Source organism: Microlunatus aurantiacus (genome assembly GCF_039536605.1).
Taxonomy (GTDB): Bacteria; Actinomycetota; Actinomycetes; order Propionibacteriales; family Propionibacteriaceae; genus Microlunatus; species Microlunatus aurantiacus.
Window position 1 is genome coordinate 718,514 of record NZ_BAAAYX010000002.1, and the last position, 23,245, is coordinate 741,758.

24 protein-coding genes and 1 tRNA gene are annotated in these 23,245 nt (G+C 71.3%); 22 read left to right on the forward strand and 3 right to left on the reverse strand.

Annotated features, from left to right (window positions below):
* Positions 1–91 precede the first annotated feature (91 nt).
* The 8 genes from ABD714_RS03495 to ABD714_RS03530 all read left to right on the forward strand — a co-directional run bounded on the left by ABD714_RS03495 (position 92) and on the right by ABD714_RS03530 (position 8,448).
* Complete coding sequence (locus ABD714_RS03495) at positions 92–1,765, forward strand: ABC transporter substrate-binding protein (protein WP_344810872.1); 1,674 nt, start codon at positions 92–94, stop codon at positions 1,763–1,765.
* 97 nt (positions 1,766–1,862) lie between these two features.
* Positions 1,863–2,888 (forward strand): ABC transporter permease, encoded by a 1,026-nt coding sequence (locus ABD714_RS03500; protein WP_344810874.1) that lies wholly within the window; start codon positions 1,863–1,865, stop codon positions 2,886–2,888.
* Between the two features lie 107 nt (positions 2,889–2,995).
* Positions 2,996–3,928, forward strand: a complete 933-nt coding sequence (locus ABD714_RS03505; RefSeq protein WP_344810875.1) for an ABC transporter permease — start codon at positions 2,996–2,998, stop codon at positions 3,926–3,928.
* Between the two features lie 2 nt (positions 3,929–3,930).
* Positions 3,931–5,022, forward strand: coding sequence for an ABC transporter ATP-binding protein (locus ABD714_RS03510; protein ID WP_344810876.1), 1,092 nt, complete (start codon positions 3,931–3,933; stop codon positions 5,020–5,022).
* Positions 5,019–6,101 (forward strand): ABC transporter ATP-binding protein, encoded by a 1,083-nt coding sequence (locus ABD714_RS03515; RefSeq protein WP_344810877.1) that lies wholly within the window; start codon positions 5,019–5,021, stop codon positions 6,099–6,101. Before ABD714_RS03510 ends, ABD714_RS03515 begins: the two co-directional genes overlap by 4 nt.
* The gene (locus ABD714_RS03520) at positions 6,098–6,610 is read left to right on the forward strand and encodes a methylated-DNA--[protein]-cysteine S-methyltransferase (protein ID WP_344810878.1); all 513 of its coding nucleotides are present in this window, start codon (positions 6,098–6,100) and stop codon (positions 6,608–6,610) included. The genes ABD714_RS03515 and ABD714_RS03520 overlap by 4 nt, the downstream gene beginning before the upstream one ends.
* A gap of 140 nt (positions 6,611–6,750) precedes the next feature.
* On the forward strand, positions 6,751–7,635 hold the full coding sequence (locus tag ABD714_RS03525; protein WP_344810879.1) for a siderophore-interacting protein: 885 nt from the start codon (positions 6,751–6,753) through the stop codon (positions 7,633–7,635).
* 201 nt (positions 7,636–7,836) lie between these two features.
* A complete protein-coding gene (locus ABD714_RS03530; protein ID WP_344810880.1) occupies positions 7,837–8,448 on the forward strand; it encodes a PQ-loop domain-containing transporter in 612 nt (203 codons plus the stop codon).
* 23 nt (positions 8,449–8,471) lie between these two features.
* On the opposite strand, the gene ABD714_RS03535 is transcribed toward ABD714_RS03530, so the two are convergent.
* On the reverse strand, positions 8,472–9,332 hold the full coding sequence (locus tag ABD714_RS03535; protein ID WP_344810881.1) for a glycoside hydrolase family 16 protein: 861 nt from the start codon (positions 9,330–9,332) through the stop codon (positions 8,472–8,474).
* Positions 9,333–9,918: 586 nt separating this feature from the next.
* Here ABD714_RS03535 and ABD714_RS03540 point away from each other — a divergent pair.
* The 8 genes from ABD714_RS03540 to ABD714_RS03575 all read left to right on the forward strand — a co-directional run bounded on the left by ABD714_RS03540 (position 9,919) and on the right by ABD714_RS03575 (position 15,171).
* Positions 9,919–10,407: a group II truncated hemoglobin gene (locus ABD714_RS03540; protein ID WP_344810882.1), complete on the forward strand. Its 489-nt coding sequence runs from the start codon at positions 9,919–9,921 to the stop codon at positions 10,405–10,407.
* 39 nt (positions 10,408–10,446) lie between these two features.
* Positions 10,447–11,682 carry a glutamate-5-semialdehyde dehydrogenase gene (locus tag ABD714_RS03545; protein WP_344810883.1) on the forward strand — a complete coding sequence of 412 codons (1,236 nt, stop codon included), beginning with the start codon at positions 10,447–10,449 and terminating at the stop codon, positions 11,680–11,682.
* Between the two features lie 77 nt (positions 11,683–11,759).
* Positions 11,760–11,906, forward strand: a complete 147-nt coding sequence (locus ABD714_RS03550; protein ID WP_344810884.1) for a hypothetical protein — start codon at positions 11,760–11,762, stop codon at positions 11,904–11,906.
* A complete protein-coding gene (gene nadD / locus ABD714_RS03555) occupies positions 11,906–12,634 on the forward strand; it encodes a nicotinate-nucleotide adenylyltransferase (protein ID WP_344810885.1) in 729 nt (242 codons plus the stop codon). The genes ABD714_RS03550 and nadD overlap by 1 nt, the downstream gene beginning before the upstream one ends.
* Before the next feature lie 68 nt (positions 12,635–12,702).
* Positions 12,703–13,071 carry a ribosome silencing factor gene (gene rsfS / locus ABD714_RS03560; RefSeq protein ID WP_344810886.1) on the forward strand — a complete coding sequence of 123 codons (369 nt, stop codon included), beginning with the start codon at positions 12,703–12,705 and terminating at the stop codon, positions 13,069–13,071.
* Positions 13,068–13,694 carry a histidine phosphatase family protein gene (locus ABD714_RS03565; RefSeq protein ID WP_344810887.1) on the forward strand — a complete coding sequence of 209 codons (627 nt, stop codon included), beginning with the start codon at positions 13,068–13,070 and terminating at the stop codon, positions 13,692–13,694. Before rsfS ends, ABD714_RS03565 begins: the two co-directional genes overlap by 4 nt.
* Positions 13,691–14,995, forward strand: coding sequence for a CynX/NimT family MFS transporter (locus ABD714_RS03570; RefSeq protein ID WP_344810888.1), 1,305 nt, complete (start codon positions 13,691–13,693; stop codon positions 14,993–14,995). Before ABD714_RS03565 ends, ABD714_RS03570 begins: the two co-directional genes overlap by 4 nt.
* Before the next feature lie 103 nt (positions 14,996–15,098).
* Positions 15,099–15,171, forward strand: a tRNA-Ala gene (locus tag ABD714_RS03575).
* A 17-nt stretch (positions 15,172–15,188) separates the two neighbouring features.
* Here ABD714_RS03575 and ABD714_RS03580 read toward each other — a convergent pair.
* Positions 15,189–16,367, reverse strand: coding sequence for a glycosyltransferase (locus tag ABD714_RS03580; protein WP_344810889.1), 1,179 nt, complete (start codon positions 16,365–16,367; stop codon positions 15,189–15,191).
* A gap of 127 nt (positions 16,368–16,494) precedes the next feature.
* Between ABD714_RS03580 and ABD714_RS03585 the strand changes: the two genes are divergently transcribed.
* The 3 genes from ABD714_RS03585 (at position 16,495) to ABD714_RS03595 (ending at position 19,293) form a co-directional block, all read left to right on the forward strand.
* The gene (locus ABD714_RS03585; RefSeq protein WP_344810890.1) at positions 16,495–17,658 is read left to right on the forward strand and encodes a sensor histidine kinase; all 1,164 of its coding nucleotides are present in this window, start codon (positions 16,495–16,497) and stop codon (positions 17,656–17,658) included.
* Positions 17,655–18,311 carry a response regulator gene (locus ABD714_RS03590; RefSeq protein ID WP_344810891.1) on the forward strand — a complete coding sequence of 219 codons (657 nt, stop codon included), beginning with the start codon at positions 17,655–17,657 and terminating at the stop codon, positions 18,309–18,311. The genes ABD714_RS03585 and ABD714_RS03590 overlap by 4 nt, the downstream gene beginning before the upstream one ends.
* Before the next feature lie 88 nt (positions 18,312–18,399).
* Positions 18,400–19,293: a CPBP family intramembrane glutamic endopeptidase gene (locus ABD714_RS03595; RefSeq protein ID WP_344810892.1), complete on the forward strand. Its 894-nt coding sequence runs from the start codon at positions 18,400–18,402 to the stop codon at positions 19,291–19,293.
* Positions 19,294–19,407: 114 nt separating this feature from the next.
* Here the strand turns inward: ABD714_RS03595 and ABD714_RS03600 are convergent, their stop codons facing one another.
* The gene (locus tag ABD714_RS03600; protein ID WP_344810893.1) at positions 19,408–20,349 is read right to left on the reverse strand and encodes a manganese catalase family protein; all 942 of its coding nucleotides are present in this window, start codon (positions 20,347–20,349) and stop codon (positions 19,408–19,410) included.
* A 272-nt stretch (positions 20,350–20,621) separates the two neighbouring features.
* Between ABD714_RS03600 and ABD714_RS03605 the strand changes: the two genes are divergently transcribed.
* From ABD714_RS03605 to ABD714_RS03615, 3 genes are all read left to right on the forward strand, one after another.
* Positions 20,622–21,611 (forward strand): YihY/virulence factor BrkB family protein, encoded by a 990-nt coding sequence (locus ABD714_RS03605; RefSeq protein ID WP_344810894.1) that lies wholly within the window; start codon positions 20,622–20,624, stop codon positions 21,609–21,611.
* Between the two features lie 139 nt (positions 21,612–21,750).
* Positions 21,751–21,972: a hypothetical protein gene (locus ABD714_RS03610; RefSeq protein ID WP_344810895.1), complete on the forward strand. Its 222-nt coding sequence runs from the start codon at positions 21,751–21,753 to the stop codon at positions 21,970–21,972.
* Between the two features lie 129 nt (positions 21,973–22,101).
* Positions 22,102–23,160, forward strand: a complete 1,059-nt coding sequence (locus ABD714_RS03615) for an SDR family NAD(P)-dependent oxidoreductase (protein ID WP_344810896.1) — start codon at positions 22,102–22,104, stop codon at positions 23,158–23,160.
* The last annotated feature ends 85 nt before the right edge of the window (positions 23,161–23,245 follow it).

Below are 23,245 nucleotides of genomic sequence, written 5' to 3' on the forward strand. Positions count from 1 at the left end.
TTGGGTTAGGGTCACTTTCTGTTCGGACCGCCATCGGCCGCGGAGACCCTTGACCAGGGGCGCCGGGCCGCCAAGACACGAGGTGAACGTCGTGCGAAACACAAGGATCTTGCGTCGGGGGATCGCCGCCATCGCGGCGCTGACCCTGGCGGGCACGCTGGGGGCGTGCGCGCAGAGCCAGCGTGAGACCGGCTCCACCACCGAGGAGGGCGCCGCCGGCGGGGACTTCGTCTTCGCTGCGTCGTCGGACCCGGTGATGCTCGACCCGGCGATGGCCAGCGACGGCGAGACCTTCCGGATCGCCCGTCAGCAGTTCGAGGGTCTGGTCAGCGCCAAGCCCGGCACCACCGAGCTCGAGCCGCTCCTGGCCACGGAGTGGAAGGCGTCCGAGGACGGCAAGTCCTACACCTTCACCCTGCGCGAGGGGGTCACGTTCTCCGACGGCACCGACTTCAACGGCGAGGCCGTCTGCGCGAACTTCGACCGCTGGTACAACTGGTCGGGCGTGAACCAGTCCGAGAACCTCACGTACTACTACGGCAAGCTGTTCCGTGGCTACAAGACCGGCAAGACCGGCGGCATCTACGACAGCTGCGCGGCGACCGGCCCGACCGAGGCGACGGTGAAGCTGAAGAAGCCGTTCGCCGCCTTCGTCCAGGCCATGACGCTGCCGGCGTTCTCGATGCAGAGCCCGACGGCGCTCAAGCAGTACAACGCCGACGACACCCAGGGCACCGAAGAGGACCCGCGGTTCTCGGCGTACGCCACCGAGCACCCGACCGGGACCGGACCCTTCGTGTTCGAGAAGTGGGAACGCGACCAGCAGGTCACCCTGAAGCGCAACGACAGCTACTGGGGTGACAAGGCCAAGGTCGAGCGGGTGATCATCCGGACCATCTCCGACCCCAAGGCGCGGACCCAGGAGCTGCAGGCCGGCAACATCGACGGCTACGACCTGGTCGGCCCGGCCGACGTCCAGCCGCTCAAGGACGCCGGCTTCCAGATCCAGAACCGGCCGGCCTTCAACATCCTCTACCTCGGCATCAACCAGAAGAACAAGGCGCTCCAGGACGTCAAGGTCCGCGAGGCGATCGCCCACGCGATCGACAAGGAGGCCGTGGTCAAGTCCTCGCTGCCCGAGGGTTCGGTCACCGCCAAGGAGTTCATGCCCAACCTGGTGGAGGGCTACAACGACGCGATCGAGGACCCGGCCTACGACGTCGACGAGGCCAAGAAGCTCCTCAAGGAGGCCGGTCAGGAGAACCTCGAGCTGAAGTTCGCCTACCCGACCGGTGTCTCCCGGCCCTACATGCCCTCGCCGGAGGACACCTTCGCGGTGATCAAGTCCCAGCTGGAGAAGGCCGGCATCAAGGTCACCCCGGTGGCGGCCAAGTGGAGCCCGGACTACCTCGACATGATCCAGGGCGACGCGGGCACCGACAAGCACGACATCCACCTGCTGGGCTGGACGGGTGACTACAACGACCCGGACAACTTCGTCGGTGTCTTCTTCGGCGCCAAGTCCGCCGAGTGGGGCTTCGACAACCCGACCCTGTTCTCCGACCTGGGGGCGGCTCGCGAGCTGCCCACCCGGGACGAGCAGGTGCCGGCCTACGAGAAGATCAACGCCGCGATCGCGGCCTACATCCCGGGTGTGCCGCTGGCTCACCCGGCGCCGTCGTTGGCCTTCGCCAAGGGCGTGGAGGGTTACGTGGCCAGCCCGGTGCAGGACGAGGTCTGGAACAACGTCACCGTCGCACGCTGACGTGATCTTCTGACACGGCGGGGCGGCACCTCGATGGAGGTGCCGCCCCCTACCGTGTGAGTCGTCTCGGTTCCCGACCCCCCGGAGGAGGCAGACTGTGCTCAGGTTCGTCATCCGGCGCATCCTGCTGATGGTGCCGGTGCTGCTGGGACTCGTCGTCTTGTTGTTCGTCTGGGTGCGGGCGCTGCCCGGCGACCCGGCCCGGGCCCTGCTCGGGGAGAAGGCCACCCCTGAGTCGATCGCCTCGGTGAACGCGCAGTACGGCTTCGACCAGCCACTCCTGCAGCAGTTCCTCATCTACGCCTCGCAGATCCTGCGCGGGAACTTCGGCAACTCCCCGCGCACCGGCGAACCGGTGCTGGAGACCTTCCTGCAGCGCTTCCCGGCCACCATCGAGCTGGCCGCCGCCGCGTTGATCTTCGCCGTCGTGGTGGGCATCCCGCTCGGCTATTGGGCGGCCAAGCGCGCGGGCGGCTGGCTCGACACCTTCGCGGTCGGCACCTCGCTGGCCGGCGTGGTCATCCCGGTGTTCGTGCTGGCGTACATGCTCAAGCTCGTCTTCGCCGTCGGCCTGCCCGGTGCGCTGGGGGCGCTGGCCGTGCTGCCCTCCTCGGGCCGCCAGAACGCCCGCATCGACGCCACCCACATCACGAACTTCTATGTCCTGGACGGACTCCTGACCCGGGAGTGGGACGCCGCCTGGGATGCGATCCTGCACCTGATCCTGCCGGCCATCGCGCTGGGGTCGATCCCGTTGGCGATCATCGTCCGGATGACCCGGGCATCGGTGATCGAGGTGCTGAACGAGGACTACGTGCGCACGGCCACCGCCAAGGGGCTGGCCCCGGGGTTGATCACCCGGCGGCACGTGCTCCGCAACGCCCTGCTGCCGGTGATCACCGTGATCGGTCTGCAGACCGGGGCGCTGCTCGCCGGCGCGGTGCTCACCGAGTCGGTGTTCGCGATCAACGGCATCGGCTCCTACCTGTTCCAGGCCATCAGCACCCTGGACTTCGCCGTGCTGCAGGGCTTCATCCTGTTCATCGCGGTCATCTACGCGCTGGTCAACCTGCTCGTCGACCTGTCGTACGGGGTCATCGATCCCCGCCTGAGGACGAGGTGATCCGGCATGCCTGCTGTCCTTGATGGTCGCCCTCCGCGCTCCGGCGTCGTCGGCTCCGGGCGTTCTCCCTCGTTCGTCGTGATCCCCACCTCCGAGAGGCTCCGCCGATGACCGCCCTCGACGCGACACAGGGCACCATCGGTGAGGGCCTGGTCGGGAAGCCGCCGGAGGACGAACGCGGCACCAGCCTGTGGCAGGGCGCCTTCCGCCGGTTGCGACGCAACCCGTCGGCGATCGTCGGCGCGGGCATCGTGGGCGCGCTGGTGCTGGTCGCGGTGTTCGCGCCGCTGCTGGCGCCGTACGCACCGGCCAGCAGCGAGTGGATCGACCAGGTGACACCGAGCGCGGTGCCCGGGCCCTCGCCGGGCCACCCGCTGGGTCTGGACTCGTTCGGCTCCGACATGCTCACCCAGCTGCTCTTCGGGGCGCGCCAGACGCTGGTGATCGGCATCGTGTCGACCATGATCGGGCTGCTCGGGGGCGCGGTGCTCGGCGTGCTGGCCGGCGGTCTCGGCGGTTGGTGGGACACCGGCGTGATGCGTCTGGTCGACATCCTGCTGTCCATCCCGTCGCTGCTGCTCGCGGTCAGCATCGCCGCCGTGCTGGGCCGCAACCCCTGGGCGATCATGATCGCCATCGGGGCGGCCCAGGTGCCGATCTTCGCCCGGCTGCTGCGGGGGTCGATGCTCGGGCAGCGCGGCCAGGACTACGTGCTGGCCTCCACCTCGCTCGGGCTGCGGCAGCGGCGGATCGTGATGAGCCACGTGCTGCCCAACTCGCTGGGACCCGTGATCGTGCAGGCCACCCTGGTGCTGGCCACGGCCACCATCGAGGTGGCGGCCCTGTCCTACCTCGGTCTCGGCCAACCCGATCCCGCCGTCGCCGAGTGGGGCCGGATGCTGGTCAAGGCGCAGGACCGGCTGCAGAGCGACCCCCGGTTGGCCGTCCTGCCCGGACTCTGCATCGCGGTCACGGCGCTGGGCTTCACCCTGTTCGGGGAGGCCCTGCGCGAGGCCCTGGACCCGAAATCGAGGCGATGACGATGAGCCGGGACACACTCACCCGCGGGCGACCACGGCCAGTAGCCAACCGGGACGAGACGCTGCTGGAGGTCGACGACCTGTCGGTCACCTTCACCCGCAAGGGGTCGACCTCGGTGCACGCCGTCGACGGCGTCTCCTTCGACGTCAAGCCGGGGCAGATCGTCGGCATCGTGGGGGAGAGCGGCAGCGGCAAGTCGGTCACCTCGCTCGCCGTGATGGGACTGCTGCCGAAGCGCGGGGTGCAGGTCAGCGGGCAGATCCGCTACCGCGGCCAGGACCTCCTGGGCATCGGCGCCAAGACCCTGAACGACCTGCGTGGTCGGGAGATCGCCATGGTCTTCCAGGACCCGATGAGCTCGCTGAACCCGGTCATCCCGGTCGGTCTGCAGGTGACCGAGGTGCTGCTGCGGCACTCCGACGTGAGCCGGGCCGAGGCCCGGGAGGAGGCCACCGAGCTGCTGCGGCGGTGCGGCATCCCCGACCCGGCGCGACGGCTCAAGGAGTATCCGCACCAGCTGTCCGGTGGCATGCGCCAGCGGGCGCTGATCGCGATCGCCCTGGCCTGCAAGCCCGCCCTGCTGATCTGCGACGAGCCGACCACGGCCCTGGACGTCACCATCCAGGCTCAGGTGCTCGAGCTGCTCAAGGAGCTGGTCAGCGACCTGGACACGGCCATGATCATGATCACCCACGACCTCGGCGTGGTCGCCGGGCTCTGCGACTTCGTGAACGTGATGTACAGCGGGCGGGTGGTCGAGTCGGCCACCCGGCAGGAGCTGTTCGCGCACCCGCGGCACCGCTACACCGAGGGCCTGCTGGCCTCCATCCCGCGGCTGGACAGCCCGCGCGGCGAGCCGTTGCGCCCCATCCGGGGCACCCCCCGCGATGTCGTGTCCTGGTCGCAGGCCTGTGCCTTCGCCCCCCGCTGCGACCACGCCGACGACTCCTGTGCCACCCCCGACCTGGCCCTGCTCGCCGACGGTCCCGGTGACCACCGGATGCGCTGCGTCCACCCGGCGCCGCTGCCGGCTCCGACAGACGCTTCAGGGTCGACCGGCGGAGCGGCCCCGACCGAGAGGGCGGCACGATGACCGACGACGCGCTGCTGCAGGTCCGGGGTCTGCAGGTCCACTTCCCGATCCGTCAGGGGCTGGTCTTCGACCGGACCGTCGGCCACGTCCGCGCCGTCGACGGGGTCGACCTCTCGGTGGCGCGGGGGGAGACGTACGGCCTGGTCGGTGAGTCCGGCTGCGGCAAGTCGACCCTGGGCCGGGCGCTGCTGCGGTTGGAGGAGCCGACCGCCGGTTCGGTGGTCTTCGACGGCACGGACGTCCGCGCTCTCAAGGCGGAGCCGCTGCGCCGGCTGCGCCGACGGATGCAGATGGTCTTCCAGGACCCGTTGTCCAGCCTCGACCCGCGGCAGTCGGTGGAGAGCCTGCTGGTCGAGCCGCTGCAGGTGCACGGGCTGTCGGCCCAGGACGCCGAGGAGTACGGCCGGGACTCGGCCAAGGCCCACCTGGCCAAGGCGTCGGCGATGCTCGAGGTGGTCGGTCTTCCGCGTTCGGCGCTGTCCCGCTATCCGCACGAGTTCTCCGGCGGGCAGCGACAGCGGATCGGCATTGCCCGGGCCATCGTGCTGAACCCGGATCTGGTGATCGCCGACGAGCCGGTCAGCGCCCTGGACGTGTCCGTCCAGGCGCAGGTGATCAACCTGCTGGAGGACCTGCAGGAGCTGCTCGGGCTGACCTACCTGGTGATCGCCCACGATCTCGCCGTGGTCCGGCACATCAGCGACACCGTCGGCGTGATGTACCTCGGCCGCCTGGTGGAGGAGGCGCCGAGCGACGACCTGTACGAGCGGCCGTTGCACCCGTACACGATCGCCCTCATGTCGGCCATCCCGATCCCCGACCCGACCATCGAGGACCGTCGTGAGCGGATCCTGCTGCGGGGGGACCTGCCGAGCCCGGCGAACCCGCCGAGCGGCTGCCGGTTCCACACCCGTTGCCCCTTCCGGCAGGCGACCCGCTGCGACGACGAGGTGCCCGAGCTACGGGTCATCCCCACGCTGGGGGAGGGACGCCGGGTCGCCTGCCACTGGGCCGAGGAGATCGCCGCCGGCACCGTCGGGGTGGCCGATCCCGACCTGGTGGTGGAACCGGCCCGGTGAGCGGCCCGGCGATCCCGGCCGTCGGCCGCGCCGCGCTGGAGACGCCGGTCGGGCGGATCGTGGTGCTGGCCGATGCCGAGCGGGTGCGGCGACTGTCCTGGTCGACGGCGGCGGTCACCGACCCGTGCCCCGCGGACGGGAGCGTGCTCGACAGCACCGTCCGGCAGCTGGGCGAGTACTTCGCCGGACGGCGCCGCGAGTTCGACGTGGACCTCGATCTGGACGGCCTCGAGCCGGCGACGCGCCGGGTGCTGCTGGCGCTGCGGGAGGTCCCGTACGGTCACGCGATCACCTACGGTGAGCTGGCCACCCTCAGCGGCACCGGACTGCCGGCTCGCGCGATCGGCTCGGTCATGGGCGCCAACCCGGTGCCGGTCCTCGTGGGCTGCCACCGCGTCCTGGCCGGCGACGGTCTCGGCGGGTACTCCGGTGGGCCGCCGGGGCAGGGGCCCGCCACGAAGCGGTGGCTCCTCGAGCTGGAGGGCATCCTGCCGCCGCCGCTGTGGTGACGTGCATTCCTACGTGGTGGGTGAGAAACGACTGAGGTCCGTCCGGTTGCGGCCCGCGCGCCCCGGATCTGTGCGAAGATGGACTACTCGAGATAGTTAGGGTTGCCTAACTATCGGCACGATCGGGAGGAGGTACCAGGATGACTGCGCTGCCGGAGGCCTACTTCAGGGCCGAGGTGCTCGAGGTGTCCGCTCTCTCGTCGTCGATGCGCCGGATCGTCCTCGGTGGGGAGGGGCTGGCCGACTACCGGTCCTCCGGGGCTCCGGACGAGTGGTTCCGGTTGATGGTGCCGTTCGAGCGCCAGACCCGGGTCGAGCTGCCCACCAAGCAGGGCCAGCAGTTCCACTTCGCCAACCCCCAGCCGGCCCCACGCTGGTACAGCCTGCGTCGCTGGGACGCCGACCGGCGCCGGCTCACCGTCGACGTGGTCGTGCACGGCCACGGTGTCGCCACCCGGTGGGCCGGCAGTGTCCAGACGGGCGACCAGCTCCTGATCTCCCAGCCCCACGGGCGCGGCGTGGACACCGAAGCCGACTGGGTGCTGATCCTGGCGGACCAGACGGGGATCCCGGCCGCCTGTCGGATCCTGGAGAACCTGTCGCCGCGCCAGCGCGCGCACGCCGTCTTCGAGGCGCCGAACGAAGCCGCCACGTTCACCCCGTCCTCTCCCGCCGACCTCAAGGTCTGTTGGGCCTACAACCCCGACCCGTCCGCCATCCCCAGTCCGCTCAGCGCCGTCGTCCGCACCATCGACCTGCCACCGGGGCAGGGCTTCGTGTGGATGGCCGGGGAGGCCTCCTGCGCCCGCGACGTGCGCCGCTACTTCCGCCACGAGCTGAAGTGGCGCTCCCAGCACTACGACATCGTCGGCTACTGGCGCCCCGACCAGGAGGCCTACGAACGTCGCTACCGCGAGGTGGAGGCCCGCGTCGCGGAGGTCTACGAGACGGGCCGCCGGGCCGGCGCGGACTCCGAGGAGATCCTCGACGACGTGTTCTCGGTGATGGAGTCGCGCGGTCTGTAGGTGGCCGAGCTCCGGCCCCTGACCGCGGTCACGGCACTCTTCTGAATCGTTTTTGTCGTACGGTCACATGGCCTTAGGATTGGTCTCGACCGCACCGCGACGAACTCGAACGGACGGCGCCCGCACGGCAGTGCTGCCGGCCCCTCTGTTCCACCCACCTCACCCGCGGTCGCGACTCGCGCCGCAGAGAGATCGATCGCCGTGTTCGTCGTCGCCCTGGGCTGGTTCGCCGCCGCCCTCGCCGCCACCGTCGCCCTGCCGCAGGTCGTCAAGCTGCTCCGCAACCGCACCACCGCGGGGATCTCGCTGACCGCCTGGCGGCTCACCCTCGCCGCCAACATCGCCTGGACCGGACACGGCTTCGTGGTCGGTCACGCCAACATCTGGCTGCCCAACCTGATGTTCATGATCTGCAGCGTGATCATCCTGAACCAGCTCCGACGCGACCGGGTGCTCACCTGGGGTGCGACCTTCGGCCCGAGCCTGGTGCTCGGCCTGGCCACGCTCGGTCTGGATGTCACGTACGGTGCGCTGGTCTTCGCCATCGCTGCCGGTCTGCCCTCGGTGATCGCCCAGATGCTGCAGTTCCAGGAGCTCGTCGTCGCGCCCCGGATCAGCGGGGTCTCGCTGCCCTTCCTGGCCATGAACTGGGTCACCCAGGCCGCCTGGCTGTCCTGGGCCCTGCTGGTGGGGGAGCAGTCGATCACCATGGTGGCCTCCACGATGGGCGTGCTGATGGGTCTCAACCTGCTGTGGGCCGTGCTGCGTCGACAGGGCGTCGTCCGCGCTCGACTGGCCGTGCTGTCGGCCTGAGGTCAGGACCGCAGGCGCCCGCACTAGTCCGCGGGCGCCGCGGCCAGGTCTGTCCGGCCCTGTTCCGTCCGGCCCTGTTCCGTCCGGCCCTGTTCTGTCCGGCCCTGTTCTGTCCCGGGCTGTTCTGTCCGGCCCAGGTCTGTCCGCTTCCAGACCCTGATGTAGTCGACCTGCATGGTCTGCGGCGCCGCGACCGCTGATCCGGACACGGCCAGGGCGGCGATGAGGTAGTGGGGGCGGTCGGTGACGCCGGCCTCGGTCGAACCCACCGGCACGCCGTCGTAGTAGAAGACCAGGCGCCCCGGCTGCCAGTCGACCGCGAAGGTGTGCCAGCCGCCGGAACCGGGCATGTCGCCGCGCCAGGCCGGCGGATACCCACCCACCCCACGGGGATCGGCGTCGGTGCCGTGGTGGTAGTGCCAGGACACGTCGTCGTCGGACAGGCACTCCATCACGTCGATCTCGCCGTCGTCGGGGTGCTGGCGGCCGTTGAGCAGGAAGACCCCCCAGTTGGGACCGCAGGATCCGGCCGGAGCCAGCGTGCCATCCGACGGCGGCAGCTTGATCCTGGCCTCCGCGAAGCCGTAGGTGAAGCGGTAGTCGTGCGCCGACTCCACGAGGGCTGAGGTGTAGTCGTAGGACCGGCCGTCGTGGGTCCGGCACGGGCGGCGCTCGGCCTTCAGTCGCAGCGTCCCGTTCTTCACGGTGGCGTTCGCCGGGTCGTAGCACGACTGCTCGGCGCGGTTGATCGGCTTGGTGACGGCCGTGTCGGTGTCGGCGAGCCAGTTCGGCCGCCAGCGGTCCAGATCGACCGAGCGCCCGGAGAACTCGTCCCGCCAGGCGAGTGACCACGCTCCGTCCGGTCCCAGGGGCCCGGCCCTCACGGAGCGGGGCGACGTGGCGTCCGGCAGCTGCGCGGGCGCTGAGGGCGCAGGCAGCCCCGATCCGGGTGCCTGCGACCCGGGTTCCTCTGCGCCGGGGGCCCGAGCCGCCGGCCCCGCTGGACCGGGGGCGGCGGTGACTCCAGCGGGCGATCCACAGGAGGCTGTCCCGAGGACCGTCGCCGTGACCACCAGTGCCGTCAGCAACCGGCGTAGCCGCCGAAGGCTGTGGGGCAGCTGTCGGCGCGAGGCCAGGCCGCTCTGGCGGTCCGCTGCCGGTCCCGCGCGCATGCTGTCCACCATCCGAGGCCCCCGTCTCGTCCGGCCGACCGGGAGGTCGGGCTCGTCGACAGGGGTACAGCTGTCGTCCGAGTCCAGCCGGCAGCACAGCGGCCACGGCGACGGGTCGGGCGCGGCGACCCGGGTGCCGGGAACGCGCCGATGCCGCGACGACACCCCCGAGGCCCGTCACGGTACGAGGGTGATTCGGAGCGGCGCCGCCGGCGGATGGGTCGGGTGTCGGCAGGAAGGGGTGGGTCGTTCACCGCAGCCTCCTGACGTCTGGCGATTACATGATTACAATCGCCAGATGAGCAGTCTTCCGGGTGAAGAGGGACGACCCGCGCTGTACGACTGGGCCGGCGGCCGGGAGGCGCTGACCCGGATGATCAACGCGTTCTACGACCGGGTCGAGGCCGACGCCGAGCTGGCGCCGCTCTTCGGTGGCGCGGTCACCGCCGAGCACCGGGACCACGTGGTCGCCTGGTGGAGCGAGGTGCTCGGCGGGCCGACCCGCTACACCGACGAGCTCGGTGGCTACCCGCGGATGGTGCGCAAGCACGTCGGTCTGGGCATCACCGCCGACCAGCGGTTCCGGTTCGCCTCGCTGATGAGTCTGGCGGCCGACGACGCCGCTCTGCCCGACGACCCCGAGTTCCGGGCGGCCCTGGTGGGCTACCTGGAGTGGGGCACGCGGATCGCCCTGGCCAACTCCGGCCCCGGTGCCGCCGTCGTCCCGGACGCGCCGGTCCCGCGATGGGGTTGGGGAGTGGCCCCGCCGTACGTCCCGACTGACTAGCCTGGGACCCGTACGACCGCAGAGCCGAGGAGAGACGTCGTGAGTGTCACCGAGCAGGCCGTCCGCGCACGGGAGGCAGCCAGGATCCTGGCCGGCACGCCGCGGGCCGCCAAGGACGCGGGACTGCAGGCCATGGCCGACGCCCTGGCCAAGGCCGAGACGGCGGTCCTGGACGCCAACGCCCTCGACGTGGCCCGGGCCGGGAACAACGGCACCAGCGCCTCCCTGATCGATCGGCTGCGGCTGACCCCGGACCGGATCGCCGGCATGGTGCAGGGACTGCGCGACCTGGCCGGACTGCCCGACCCGGTCGGCGACGTCGTCCGTGGGTGGACCAACGCGAACGGTGTCCAGGTGCGTCAGGTGCGGGTGCCGTTCGGGGTGGTCGGGATCATCTACGAGGCCCGCCCCAACGTGACGGCCGACGCCGGCGGCATCTGCCTGAAGTCGGGCAACGCCGCCCTGCTGCGCGGCTCGTCCTCGGCCGCCGAGTCCAACACCGCGATCGTCGAGGCGCTCCGGGCGGGTCTGGCCGCCTCCGACCTGCCGACCGACGCGGTCCAGCTGATCCCCGGCCCCCGGGAGGTGACGGCCGAGCTGATGGCGGCCCGCGGACTGGTCGACGTCCTGATCCCGCGCGGCGGCGCGGGTCTGATCGACGCGGTGGTCCGCAACAGCCAGGTGCCGGTGATCGAGACCGGAGTCGGCAACTGCCACCTCTTCGTGGACGCCTCGGCCGACCACGACACGGCGCTGGCCATCCTGCTCAACGCCAAGACGCAGCGACCCTCGGTCTGCAACGCGGTGGAGACGCTGCTCGTGCACGCCGACAGCGCCGACGCGTTCCTGCCCGCGGCGCTGGCCGCGCTGGCCGATGCCGGGGTGACCGTGCACGGCGACGACCGCACGGCCGCGTACGGAGAGGTGGTGCCCGCCACCGAGACCGACTTCACCGACGAGTACCTGTCGCTGGACATCGCCGTCGCCGTCGTCGACGACCTGGACGGGGCCCTGGCCCACATCCGTCGCTACAGCACCGGGCACAGCGAGACGATCATCACCGAGTCGCAGCGCTCCGCCCAGCGGTTCACCGACGAGGTCGACGCCGCCGCGGTGCTGGTGAACGCGTCCAGCCGGTTCGTGGACGGCGGCGAGTTCGGCTTCGGCGCCGAGATCGGCATCTCCACCCAGAAGCTGCACGCCCGCGGTCCGATGGGCCTGCCCGAGATGACGTCGACCAAGTACGTGGTGGTGGGCAGCGGTCAGGTGCGCTGAGGGGCTAGGCTCAGCCGGACACAGTCCGTGCGGCAGACCGATCCCGCCGCGCGGACGAGCCGACGGAGAGGTGCACGGTGAACTTCGGTCTGATGCTGCTGGAGACGGAAGCCCACAACGAGATCCCGATCCCGGCCTGGGGTTTCGGCATCATCGCCTTCGTGACCCTGACCATCCTGATGTTCGTGACCTACTCCATCGGCAAGGGTCGCCCGCACAGCTGATGGACGACGGTTCCGTCGTCACCGACGCCCCCCTCGAGTCCGCCGAACCCGAGTCCGGTCTCGACCCACCTGCACGCGAGGCACGGACCCCTGCTCTGGGACTGGCCCGTGACCCGGCCGCGGCACCGGGACGCCCCTACCGCCTCGGCGTCATGGGTGGCACGTTCGACCCCATCCACCACGGTCACCTGGTCGCGGCCAGCGAGGTGGCGAGTCGGTACGACCTGGACGAGGTCGTGTTCGTGCCCACCGGCCAGCCGTGGCAGAAGTCGCACAAGAAGGTGTCCTCGGCCGAGGACCGCTACCTGATGACGGTCATCGCGACGGCCTCGAACCCACGGTTCAGCGTCAGCCGGGTGGACATCGACCGCGACGGACCCACGTACACCGTCGACACGCTCCGGGACCTGCGGGACGAGCGGGGCGACGACGTCGACCTGTTCTTCATCACCGGTGCCGACGCGCTGGCCCAGATCCTGACCTGGCGGGACGTGCAGAAGCTGTTCGACCTGGCCCACTTCGTCGGCTGCACGCGGCCCGGGGTCGAGCTGCACGCGCCGACGATCGCGGAACTACCGCCGGAGCGCATTACGCTGATGGAGGTGCCGGCGCTGGCCATCTCGTCCACGGGATGCCGGGAGCGGGTGACCGCCCGCCAGCCGATCTGGTACCTGGTGCCCGACGGCATCGTGCAGTACATCGCCAAACGCGGTCTCTACCTGCTCTGAACGTCGGACGCGTGCGACCCGCACCGCGCCCGGCCCGGAGACGACCGTACGAGATAGAAGAGAGTTCCTTGACCGCCACCGATCACGCCCTGCAGCTGACCCAGGCCGCCGCCGTCGCGGCCGCCGACAAGCTGGGCACCGACATCATCGCCTTCGACGTGTCCGAGCAGCTGGCCATCACCGACGTGTTCCTCGTCATCACCGCCAGCAACGAGCGACAGGTCGGCTCCGTCGTCGACGGCGTCGAAGAGGCCCTGCGCGGCCTGGACGCCAAGCCCGTACGCCGGGAGGGGGACCGGGAGCAGCGCTGGGTGCTGCTGGACTACCTCGACCTGGTCGTGCACGTCCAGCATGACGACGAGCGCCGCCTGTTCGCCCTGGAGCGCCTCTGGCACGACTGTCCCCGGATCCCGCTGCTGCTGGACGATCGGCGGTGACGGCGGCCCAGCTGATCGTCCTCCGGCACGGACGCACCGCCTGGAACGCCTCCGGACGCTTCCAGGGCCAGGCCGACATCGAGCTGGACGAGCGGGGGCTGGCACAGGCCGACCGCGCCGCCGCGGTGCTGGCCGAGCTGGCTCCGACCGCCATCTTCTCCAGCGACCTGTCCCGGGCCCGGCAGACGGCGGCACCACTGGCGTCCCGCTGCGGGCTCGAGGTGCAGACCGACCGGCGCCTGCGGGAGATCCACGTGGGCAGCTGGGAGGGCCTGACCTACGACCAGGTGCTCGGCGAGCTCGACGACGACCTGCGTCGGGCGTACCTGGCCGGCGAGGACGTCCGGCGATCGCCGACGGGGGAGACCGTGGCCGAGGTGGCCGACCGGGCCGCCGCCGCCCTGGACGAGATCGGCCTTGACGCCGACGACGGTTCGACGGTCGTCGTGGTCATGCACGGCACGGCCGCGCGGGTCGCGCTCTGCCGGCTGCTGGGCTTCCCGACCGAGACCTGGAAGCGGCTGAGCGGTCTGGACAACTGCGGCTGGGTCTCGTTGGAGCGGCACCGGACCGGGGACTACTGGCGGATCACCCAGTACAACGCGACCGCCCCCCGGCGGTGAGTGCGCCGCAGGAGCCCCTGCCGCCGCGCGAGGGCCTACCTCCGCGCGAGGGCCTGCCGCCCAGCGACGGACCGGCGAACCAGACCGCGCCGTCGCAGGAGGGTGTGCCGCTGACCCCGGTGGCCGGGGTGGTGATCCTGGTCGCGCTGGTGCTGGCGGCGTTCAACCTGCGGCCCGCGGTGACCAGCGTCGGCCCGCTGCTCGAGGAGATCCGCACAGGTCTCGGCATGGGTGGGGTGGTGGCCGGTCTGCTGACCGCGCTGCCGGCGGCCTGCTTCGTGGCCTTCGGGTCGCTGGCGCCGCGGCTGGTGGCCCGTTCCTTCCCCAGCCGGCTGGTCTGGATCGCCCTGGCGGCGGTGACGGTCGGGTTGGCTCTGCGGCCGTTCATGCCCGGCACGGCCACCTTCGTCCTGGTCAGCTGCCTCGCCCTCGGGGGCATCGGGGTGGCCAACATCATGATGCCGGTGGTGGTCCGTCGGGCCTTCCCGCGGCGGGTCGGCATGGTCACGGGCGTCTACTCGATGGGCCTGACCCTGGGCGCGGCCACAGCCGCCGCCGTCACCGTGCCGCTGACCGGTGCGCTCGGCGGCGACTGGCGTTACGGGCTCGCGTTCTGGGCGGTGCCGGCGGTGCTGGCCATGGTGCTCTGGATGGGCGTGGCCCGGTGGATCCGGCACCGGGCCGGCGGCCGGCCGGCCGGGGCGAGCAGCGGGGGACTGCGGCTGACCCGCAGCCGTACGGCCTGGGCGGTGGCCATCCTCTTCGGGCTGCAATCGACACAGGCGTACGTGACCATGGGGTGGGTGCCGCAGATCTACCGCGACGCGGGGCTCTCGGCCACGTACGCGGGCGTGCTGCTCGCGCTGATCCCCGCCATCGGGGTGCCGACGTCGTTCCTGGTGCCGACGCTGGCGGCCCGGCTGCGGACCCAGGGTGGGGTGGCGGTCGGCCTCACCGCTCTCGGCTTCGTCGGCTATCTCGGGCTCTGGATCATGCCGACCACGGTGCCCTGGTTGTGGGTGCTGGTGCTGGGGGTCTCCCAGTCGGTGTTCCCGCTGGCCCTGACCATGATCGGGCTGCGGACCCGTTCGGCGGCCGGCACCGTGGGGCTGTCCTCCTTCGGCCAGAGCATCGGCTACCTGATCTCCATCCCGGGTCCGATCGTGGTCGGTGCCCTGTACGAGGCGACCGGGGGCTGGCACGTCCCGATCGCCCTGCTGCTGGTGCTGCTCGTCCCGCAGGGCGTCGCCGGTGTGCTCGCCGGCCGGAACCGCTTCGTGGAGGACGATCTGGGAGTGTGAGCGCTCCGCTTCGGTGGACACCTCGATTTCACCCCGGCGCGCCGAGCCTGTAGTGTTCATCGGGCGCTCGGGACCCGGCCGGACCGGAGATCGAGAGCACAGCGGGGCATTGGCGCAGTTGGTAGCGCGCTTCCATGGCATGGAAGAGGTCAGGAGTTCGAATCTCCTATGCTCCACCCAGCAGTACGCTTTCTCATCCTCCTGATGCATGCCGCTCGAGCACGTCCAGCGCCTGGCTGACCGGCGGCAGCGCCTCGATCTCGGCCGCCACCTCCGCGGCCGCCCGCCGACAGGCCGGATCCGCCAGCACACCAGCCACCTCCCGACAAGCCCGGCCAGGGGCGTCCGGTCCGGCCGCCACCATCCGCCCGGCCCCGATCGCGGCCACGTGCCGGGCGTTCACGATCTGGTCGGAGGTGAAGATCGGCGCCACCACCTGGGGGACCCCGGCGGCCAGCGCGCCCATGGTGGTGCCGAAGCCCCCGTGACCCAGCACCAGGCCGGCCTGGGCGAGCACGTCGGTCTGCGGCCACCACGCCTCGACCCGGGCGTTCGGCGGTACCGGTCCGAGCGCGGCGATGTCGACCCGGCGGCCGACGGTCATCAGCACGCGTACGGGTTGCTCCGCGAGCCCGTCGAGCGCCTGCCGGAACACCCCCGCGAACGGCGGCAGCGAGCCGGCGACGGAGCCGAAGGTGACATAGACGAGCAGGTGGTCGGGATCGCCCCAGACCGGCAGCGGTACGGCGGTCCCGGGCGGGGCGCTCCCGTCCCGGTAGCGGAACGCGATCGCGGTGGGGTCGAACCCGGTGTCACCGGCGCGGTCCAAGGACTCGGGGACCTGGCTGAGCAGCGGCTCGGCGGCCATCGCGGTGGACAGGGCGTCGTCGGTGAGCTCGGCGATCCGACTGAGGTCGGCGAGCGGCTCGACCAGCAGCTCGGTGAGCACGCGGGTCAGCTCCGACATCCCGATCACCACCTGCAGGTGAGGGATCCCCAGCCGTTCCGCTGCCGCCAGCGAACCCAGCTCGGCCGGCTCCCGCACCAGGACCTCCGGTCGCCAGTCCTCCGCCGCCGCCAGCACACCCGGGTACGCGGCCTGGGCGTCGATCCGTCCGAACACCTCCCGGACGACTGTGGTGTCGGCCTGGTCGAACGGCAGCGTGGGCAGCCGGGCCATCACCGGTCCGACCAGCTCGGGGGAGGGGTCGGCAAAGGCGACGTGGGCGAAGCCCGCCCGCCGAACGGTGTCGGCGAACGAGGCCGGCGCGGCCACCCGGACCTCGTGGCCGCGGGCCAGGGCGGCCCGCCCCAGGGGGACCAGCGGTCCGAAGTGCCCGTCGTTGGCGGTGGTGGAGATCAGCACCCGCATCCACCGAGAATCCCACCGACGTCCACTCGGCGCCAGCGTCCGCGGCCGAGCCCTCTGTCCCGCGACCCACGCTGAACGAGTCTGCAGACGGACGCGGACCAGGCCGCGCGCGCGTAACCTCACCTGCATGAGCCCCGAGGCGATCGCGCGGGTCCACCGACCCCGGGGCTGGGGAGCTCTGGCCCGACGCCTCGACCCGTTTTTGGATCCGGCCATCGGTGTGCTGGCCGCAGCGCTCGCCCTCACCTCCTTCCTCTCGGCCGACATCGCGACGATCGACCCCCGGTTGCGAGAGCCCGACGTGGTCGGGGCGGTGGCCACCGTGGTCGCGGCCGGCTCACTGGCCTGGCGGCGTACGCGACCGCGGGTCGCCTACGGCGTGTTCCTCGCCGGGTCGATGGTGGTGAGCGGGACCTTCCACTACATCGGGTTGCTGTCGCTGATGGTGTTGCTCAGCCTGTACTCCCTGACCACGCGGACCTCGCGCCGCGACGCCGCTTTCGGGCTCGGGGCGGGGATCGCGTGCTTCGGTGTCCTCGCTCTGGCGGGGGTGCCCGACCTGCGGCTCAAGGACCTGCTGCTGGCTGTCGCCCTCCTGGTGGCGGCGTGGGCGGTGGGGGAGGCGGTGCGCACCCGGCGCGAGGGGCAGCGGGAGCAGGTGCGCGCGGCCATCACCGAGGAGCGGCTCCGGATCGCCCGCGAGCTGCACGACGTGGTGGCGCACAGCATGTCGCTGATCGCCGTCCAGGCCGGCGTCGGTGCCCACGTGATCCGCACCGACCCGGCCGCCGCCGGCCAGGCCCTCGACATCATCGCCGAGACCAGCCGCAGGGCGCTCGAGCAGACCAGGTCCATGCTCGGCATGCTGCGCGAGGAGGACGAGGTGGGCAACCGGCCGCCGACACAGGGGCTGGGCGACCTATCGGCCCTGGTCGAGGACGTCCGGTCCGCCGGACTGGACGTCGCTTTGGACCGATCGGGCACCGCTCCCGTCCTCGGCGCTGCGGAGTCCCTGACGGCGTACCGCATCGTCCAGGAGTCGCTGACGAACGTGATCAAGCACTCCGCCGCCGGGAACGCCACCGTCACGGTGGACACCAGCGGACCCGCCGTGGAGATCGAGGTCACCGATCCCGGGCCGACCCGGAGCGCCGGGAGGACCGGGTCGCGGGGCCACGGACTGATCGGTCTCGACGAGCGCGTCCGGATGGTCGGTGGCGTCCTGACGTACGGCGTCGACGGGGACGGGTTCCGGGTGCACGCCCGGTTGCCCACCGGTGCCGCCCGATGATCACGGTCGCGGTGGTCGACGACCAGGACCTGGTCCGCGCCGGGTTCGTGCTCCTGCTGCGGTCCTCGGGCGGCGTCGAGGTCGTGGGAGAGGCGCGCGACGGGCTCGAGGCGATCACCCTGTGTCGGCGGACGGCCCCGGACGTGGTGCTGATGGACGTCCGGATGCCGCACCTCGACGGGCTGGCGGCGACCCGGACGATCCTGGCTGACCCCGCCTGCACGCGCACCCGGGTTCTGGTGCTGACGACCTTCGACGACGACGACCTGGTGCTGGAGGCGTTGCGCAGCGGTGCCAGCGGCTTCCTGCTCAAGGAGACCCGGCCCGATCAGCTGCTCGAGGCCATCGAGGTCGTCGCCGGAGGTGAGGCGCTCCTGCACCCGCGGGTGACCCGTCGCCTGATCGAACGGTTCGCGTCGCTGCCCGTCCGGCGGACCCCGGCGTACGACGACGGGCTCACCGACCGCGAACGGGAGGTGCTGCTGGCGGTCTCCCAGGGTCTGTCGAACCAGGAGATCGCCGCCCGGCTCTACCTCGGCTACGGCACGGTCAAGACCCACGTGAGTCACCTGCTGGGCAAGCTCGACTGCCGGGACCGGGCCCAGCTGGTGATGTACGCCTACGAGTCCGGGCTCGCGGTTCCCGGGCGATAGAGCGTCCCCGCGCACTCTGTCCCGAGACCTGCGGCGAACAGGTCTTCGGCCAGACGCGACCGGGGCGGCCTCCTGCGAGGCTCGGTCCATGATCATCCTCCGGCGGCTGACGCCCAGATCCGCACCCCTGCGAGAGATCCTCGCCTTCCTGCTCGTCGTCTTCGGTCTGGCCACCGGTCTGGCCGTGGGACTGCCCCACGCCCACCTCAACGTGCCGGCGTCCGCGCTGCTGCCGACGGTGGCGGTGACGATCTTGACGTTCACCCTCTTCCCGCGCGGCACCCGTCGTGATCTCTGGCGCAGCTTCAGGCTCCGTCGAGCCGGCCTACGGTCCTGGGGTTGGGCCCTCGGTGTGCCGATCCTGCTGTGCGGGGCGGCCTTCGGCGCCGCCCTGCTGGTCGGCGCCGGTCACCTGCAGACCATCCCCTTCACCGGGGCCGCGCTGGGTACGTTCGCCAGCGCCACGGCGGCCAACGTCGTGATCATGATGGTGTTGTTGATGGGCGAGGAGATCGGCTGGCGGGGCTTCCTGCTGCCCCGGGTGCAGCAGCTCACCACCCGTCGGCGGGCCGCTGTGCTGACCGGCTTCGCCCACGGCTGCTTCCACCTGCCGCTGATCCTGATCGCCACCACCTACGACGCGGACGGCTCGCGCTGGATCGTCGCCCCGGTGGCGGTCCTCACCATCACCGCTGCGGGGGTGTTCTACGCCTGGCTGAAGGACCGTTCGGGAAGTGTCTGGCCGGCCGGCATCGGTCACACCTTCGCCAACCTCAGCTTCGACTGGGGCTTCGCCGTGGTCGCCTCGACGACACCCGCGAGTCTGGCCTACGTGGCGGGGGAGACCGGGGTGGCGACTCTCGGCGCCGTCGTGGTCGCGGCGATCGTGCTGCTGACGAACGCGAAGGTGTGGAAGGCGGACCGAGTCGGTGACCCGGCGCTCGCCGGCGAGGCGTCGACGGTGGTCACCGCCGAGCGATGACCACCGGGCTCGCAGGCGTTCGTCGACCGGCCCCTCGATCGCGCCGCGCCGGGCGCGATCGAGGAGGGCGTCGGCCGCGGCCGGCCGTCGATCACGAGGGCGACCGGGCGGGTGCTACTCGCCGGGGGCGTCGGCGTTCTTCAGCTCGATCTCGGCGGTGGCCTGGATCAGACTGAGCAGCTCGGCGTCCAGACCCGGCGAGAACTCCTCGCGGCGCTCCGGGGCGATGGTGATCGGGACCCCCTCCGGCATCACGGCGGTGCTGAGCTCGGTGCCGTCGTTGGACGGTGAGGCGCCTCTATAGAGCTTGCCCGCCTGGCTCAGGTTGTCCCCGCTGAACGTGTACTGGATGCTCTGCAGCCCCTTGTCCAGCAGCTTCTTCACCTCCGGGAACTTCTCCGCGTTGGTCTTCGGGATCGGCAGCACCCCGCCCCAGTTCACCCCGAGGGACTCCAGCGCCTTGGCGAACGCGTTCTCGTGCGCCTGGTCGCGGACGATCAGGTAGGCGATGGTCGACCGTGCCGCCTTGTTGTCCGTCATCTCGTAGATCCGGCACTTCTGCAGCCGGCCGGTGGACTCCAGCATCAGGTTGTAGAGCAGGTCGAGGACGAGGTTGCCGCTGTTGTAGACGTACGACCCCGACCACGGGTTGCCGACGGCGTCGACCGGCAGCGCGCCCTGGGCGCCGACCAGGTAGTGGTGGATGTTGCCGGTGTCCAACGCGATCTTGAGCGGGGTGGCCCCGCCGGCCCCCGGCTTGTCGACCGAGTCGGTCTTCTTGCCCTGGTACTCCGGGGAGCCGTCCAGCAGCCGCGCGATCGTCGTGCCGATGAGCTCGACGTGGCTGATCTCCTCGGTGCCGACCCCCTGCAGCAGGTCCTTGTACGGCTTGCTGGCCGGGTCGCCGCGGAAGTTCATGCTCTGGAACAGGTACTGCATCATCGTCCGCATCTCGCCGAACTGACCGCCCAGTCCCTCCTGGAGCGCGTTGGCCGCTGCCGGATCCGGTTCGTCGACGACGATCTCGTTGATGAGTTGCTCGGTGTGCAGGTACATCGTGATGCCCTTCGCTGAAGCGGGGTCGTGGTCAACCCCGTCGTACCCGGCTACCCGCGGGGCCTGATCCGAAACCCGGCGGCCGCGTCGACCCGCTGGGCACGCTCTCGCCCACCCGGACGCCCGAGCGCTGGTCGCCGGCACCCGTTACACAGGTACGCATCGGGGTAAGGGGACCTCGATCCGGGCGCACGCTCGACCCGCAGCCCGGATCGGACTCGATCCGAGACGCCCTCCTGCTGACGGTGGGCACGCGACGAAGGGAGGCCGTCATGGCCGGCCGCAGCTCCACCGTCCAGACCGACCGGGAGGTTCCCGGTCACGACGCCGACAAACCCACCGAGATCCCGGCCCGCGGCTGGGTCCAGGTGCTCAAGCGGGGCTGGGCCGAGGCCAAGGTCGATCAGGTCCCTCTGCTGGGCGCCGGAGTGGCGTTCTTCGCCTTCCTCGCCCTGTTTCCCGCGGTCATCGCTCTGGTCACGCTGTACGGCCTGTTCGCCGATCCCGGCGCGATCGCCGACCAGGTCAACTCGCTGACCGCCCTGCCGACCGAGGTGCGCCAGCTGGTGGTGGACCAGATCAACAACCAGAACCGGGCGGCGCTGGGCTGGAGCGCGGTGGTCTCCATCGCCCTGGCTCTGTTCAGCGCGTCCGGTGGGGTGAACAACCTGATGACGGCGGTCAACGTCGCCTACGACGAGGAGGACAACCGGAACGCGATCAAGAAGCGGCTGATCGCGCTGGCCCTCACCCTCGGAGCCATCGTCTTCATCGTGCTCGTCCTCGGTCTGGTCGCCGTCCTGCCGCCGCTGCTGGAGCGGCTGCTGGGAGACAGCCCGGTGCTGCACTTCCTGTTGTCGGCCGCGCGCTGGATCCTCCTGGTCGTCCTGGTGTCGGTCGCTCTGGCCATCCTCTACCGGGTGGCTCCAGACCGCGATGCGCCGAAGATGCGCTGGGTCTCGGTCGGCGCCGGTGCGGCCACGCTGCTCTGGCTGCTCGCCTCCATCGGCTTCACCGTGTACGTGTCGACGTTCGGCAACTACGCCAAGACCTATGGCGTCTTCGCCGGGATCATCGTCCTGCTCTTCTGGTTGTGGATCACCTCGTACGCGGTGCTGCTGGGGGCGGAGATCAACGCCGAGGCCGAGGAGCAGACGGTCGCCGACACCACGCGGGGGCCGGCCGAGCCGCTGGGCAGCCGGGACGCCGTCAAGGCCGACTCCACCCCCGCGGATCACCCCGCCGCACCGGGTGACCGCTGACGTCAGGCCGGCCGGAGCCCGAGCCGGACGGGCCCCTTGGTCGACTCGCGCACCGAACGGCGCGCGGACGGCACCGACAGGTGTGATCGCTGCGGGGCGGGGTAGACACGAGAGCACCTACCCCCACGAAGGAGAGACCATGAGTGACGCATCGTCTGACCCCACCGGTTCCCACCCCGAGTCGAGCGACCCCGACACCACCGGGCTGTACGGGGGCACGCCGGGCGAGGCAGCGCCTGAGCCCGATCTGTCCGAGGCCGACCCGAACGACCCGGATCTCCGTTCGGCCGACGGCGACCCGCTCCCGGACGAGCAGGTGACCGATCCGAGCTCGACCCCGCAGGGCCCCGCGCTGAGCTGAGGCACCCGGCGACCAGGCACCGCGCAGATCGCCCTCCCGCCTCGCGGCGGGGTCGGTCGGTCACCGCGGGATCGCCTGGTCGCCTGCTTCCCCGACCGCGACACTCGAGCAACCCTCCCGAGGACAGCCATGGAACTCAGCAGCCAGTCCGACGCCGGCTCGCCGGTCTCGTCCGAGAGCGCCGCCGACAGGACCGGGACGACAGCCCCGACAGAAGACAGCCCCGACAGCAGTGGTGCCGGGGCTTCCCGGCCGGTGGCGCTGGTCGCCGGCGGTTCCCGTGGGCTGGGGCTGCTCATCGCCCGGGAGCTGCACCACAGCGGTTTCGTCCCGGTGATCGCGGCGCGCTCGGCCGACGAGCTCTCCCGAGCGGCCGACCAGCTCGCCACGGAGGGCATCACGGCGAGGACCGAGGTGATGGACGTCAGCCGGGCCGAGCAGGTGACCGAGGTGATCACGCGCGTCGAGGCGACCTCCGGTCCGATCGAGGTGCTGATCTGCGTGGCCGGGGTGATCAGGGTCGCACCCCTCACCGCGGTCCAGCGGTCGGACTTCGTCGAGGCCGTCGACGTGATGCTCTGGGGCCCGGTGAACACGGCCCTCGCGGTGGTCCCCGGCATGCGAGCGCGCGGGAGCGGCCGGATCGGGATCGTGACCTCGATCGGCGGCGTGATCCCCGCGCCGCACCTGCTCCCGTACAGCACGGCCAAGTTCGCCGCTGTCGGGTTCGGCCGCGGCCTGCGCGCGGAGCTGGCCGGCACCGGTGTCTCCGTGACCACCGTCGTGCCCGGTCTGATGCGGACCGGTTCCCACCTCCGGGCCACCTTCCGCGGTGACGTCGAGCGGGAGTACGCCTGGTTCGCGACCGCTGCGACGCTGCCGCTGCTGTCGATGGATGCCGGGCGCGCCGCGCGCCGGATGGTGGCGGCGGTTCTCACCGGACGACCTGTCCTGCTGCTGACTCCGCTCGCTCGGCTGGCACCGCGGGTCGATGCACTGCTCCCTCGGGTGGGCTCGGCCGTCCTCGGCCTGACCAGCCGGCTGCTGCCGGCCTGGCCCGCCGACCAGCCGGCCTCACCGCCGGTCGAGGGTCGGGAGATCGAGGCACGGGCAAACCCCCGGGTGCGTCGTCTGCTCCGCCGGTTGACCGGTCTGGGCCGACGGGCGGCCGACCGGACCAACGAGTGAGCCGGATGTGCGCCCGGCACGACGCTCCCCGCGACCACCTCGGCCCGCGTCACCGACGCGCGTGGGCCGCCGCCGGGTTGTCCAC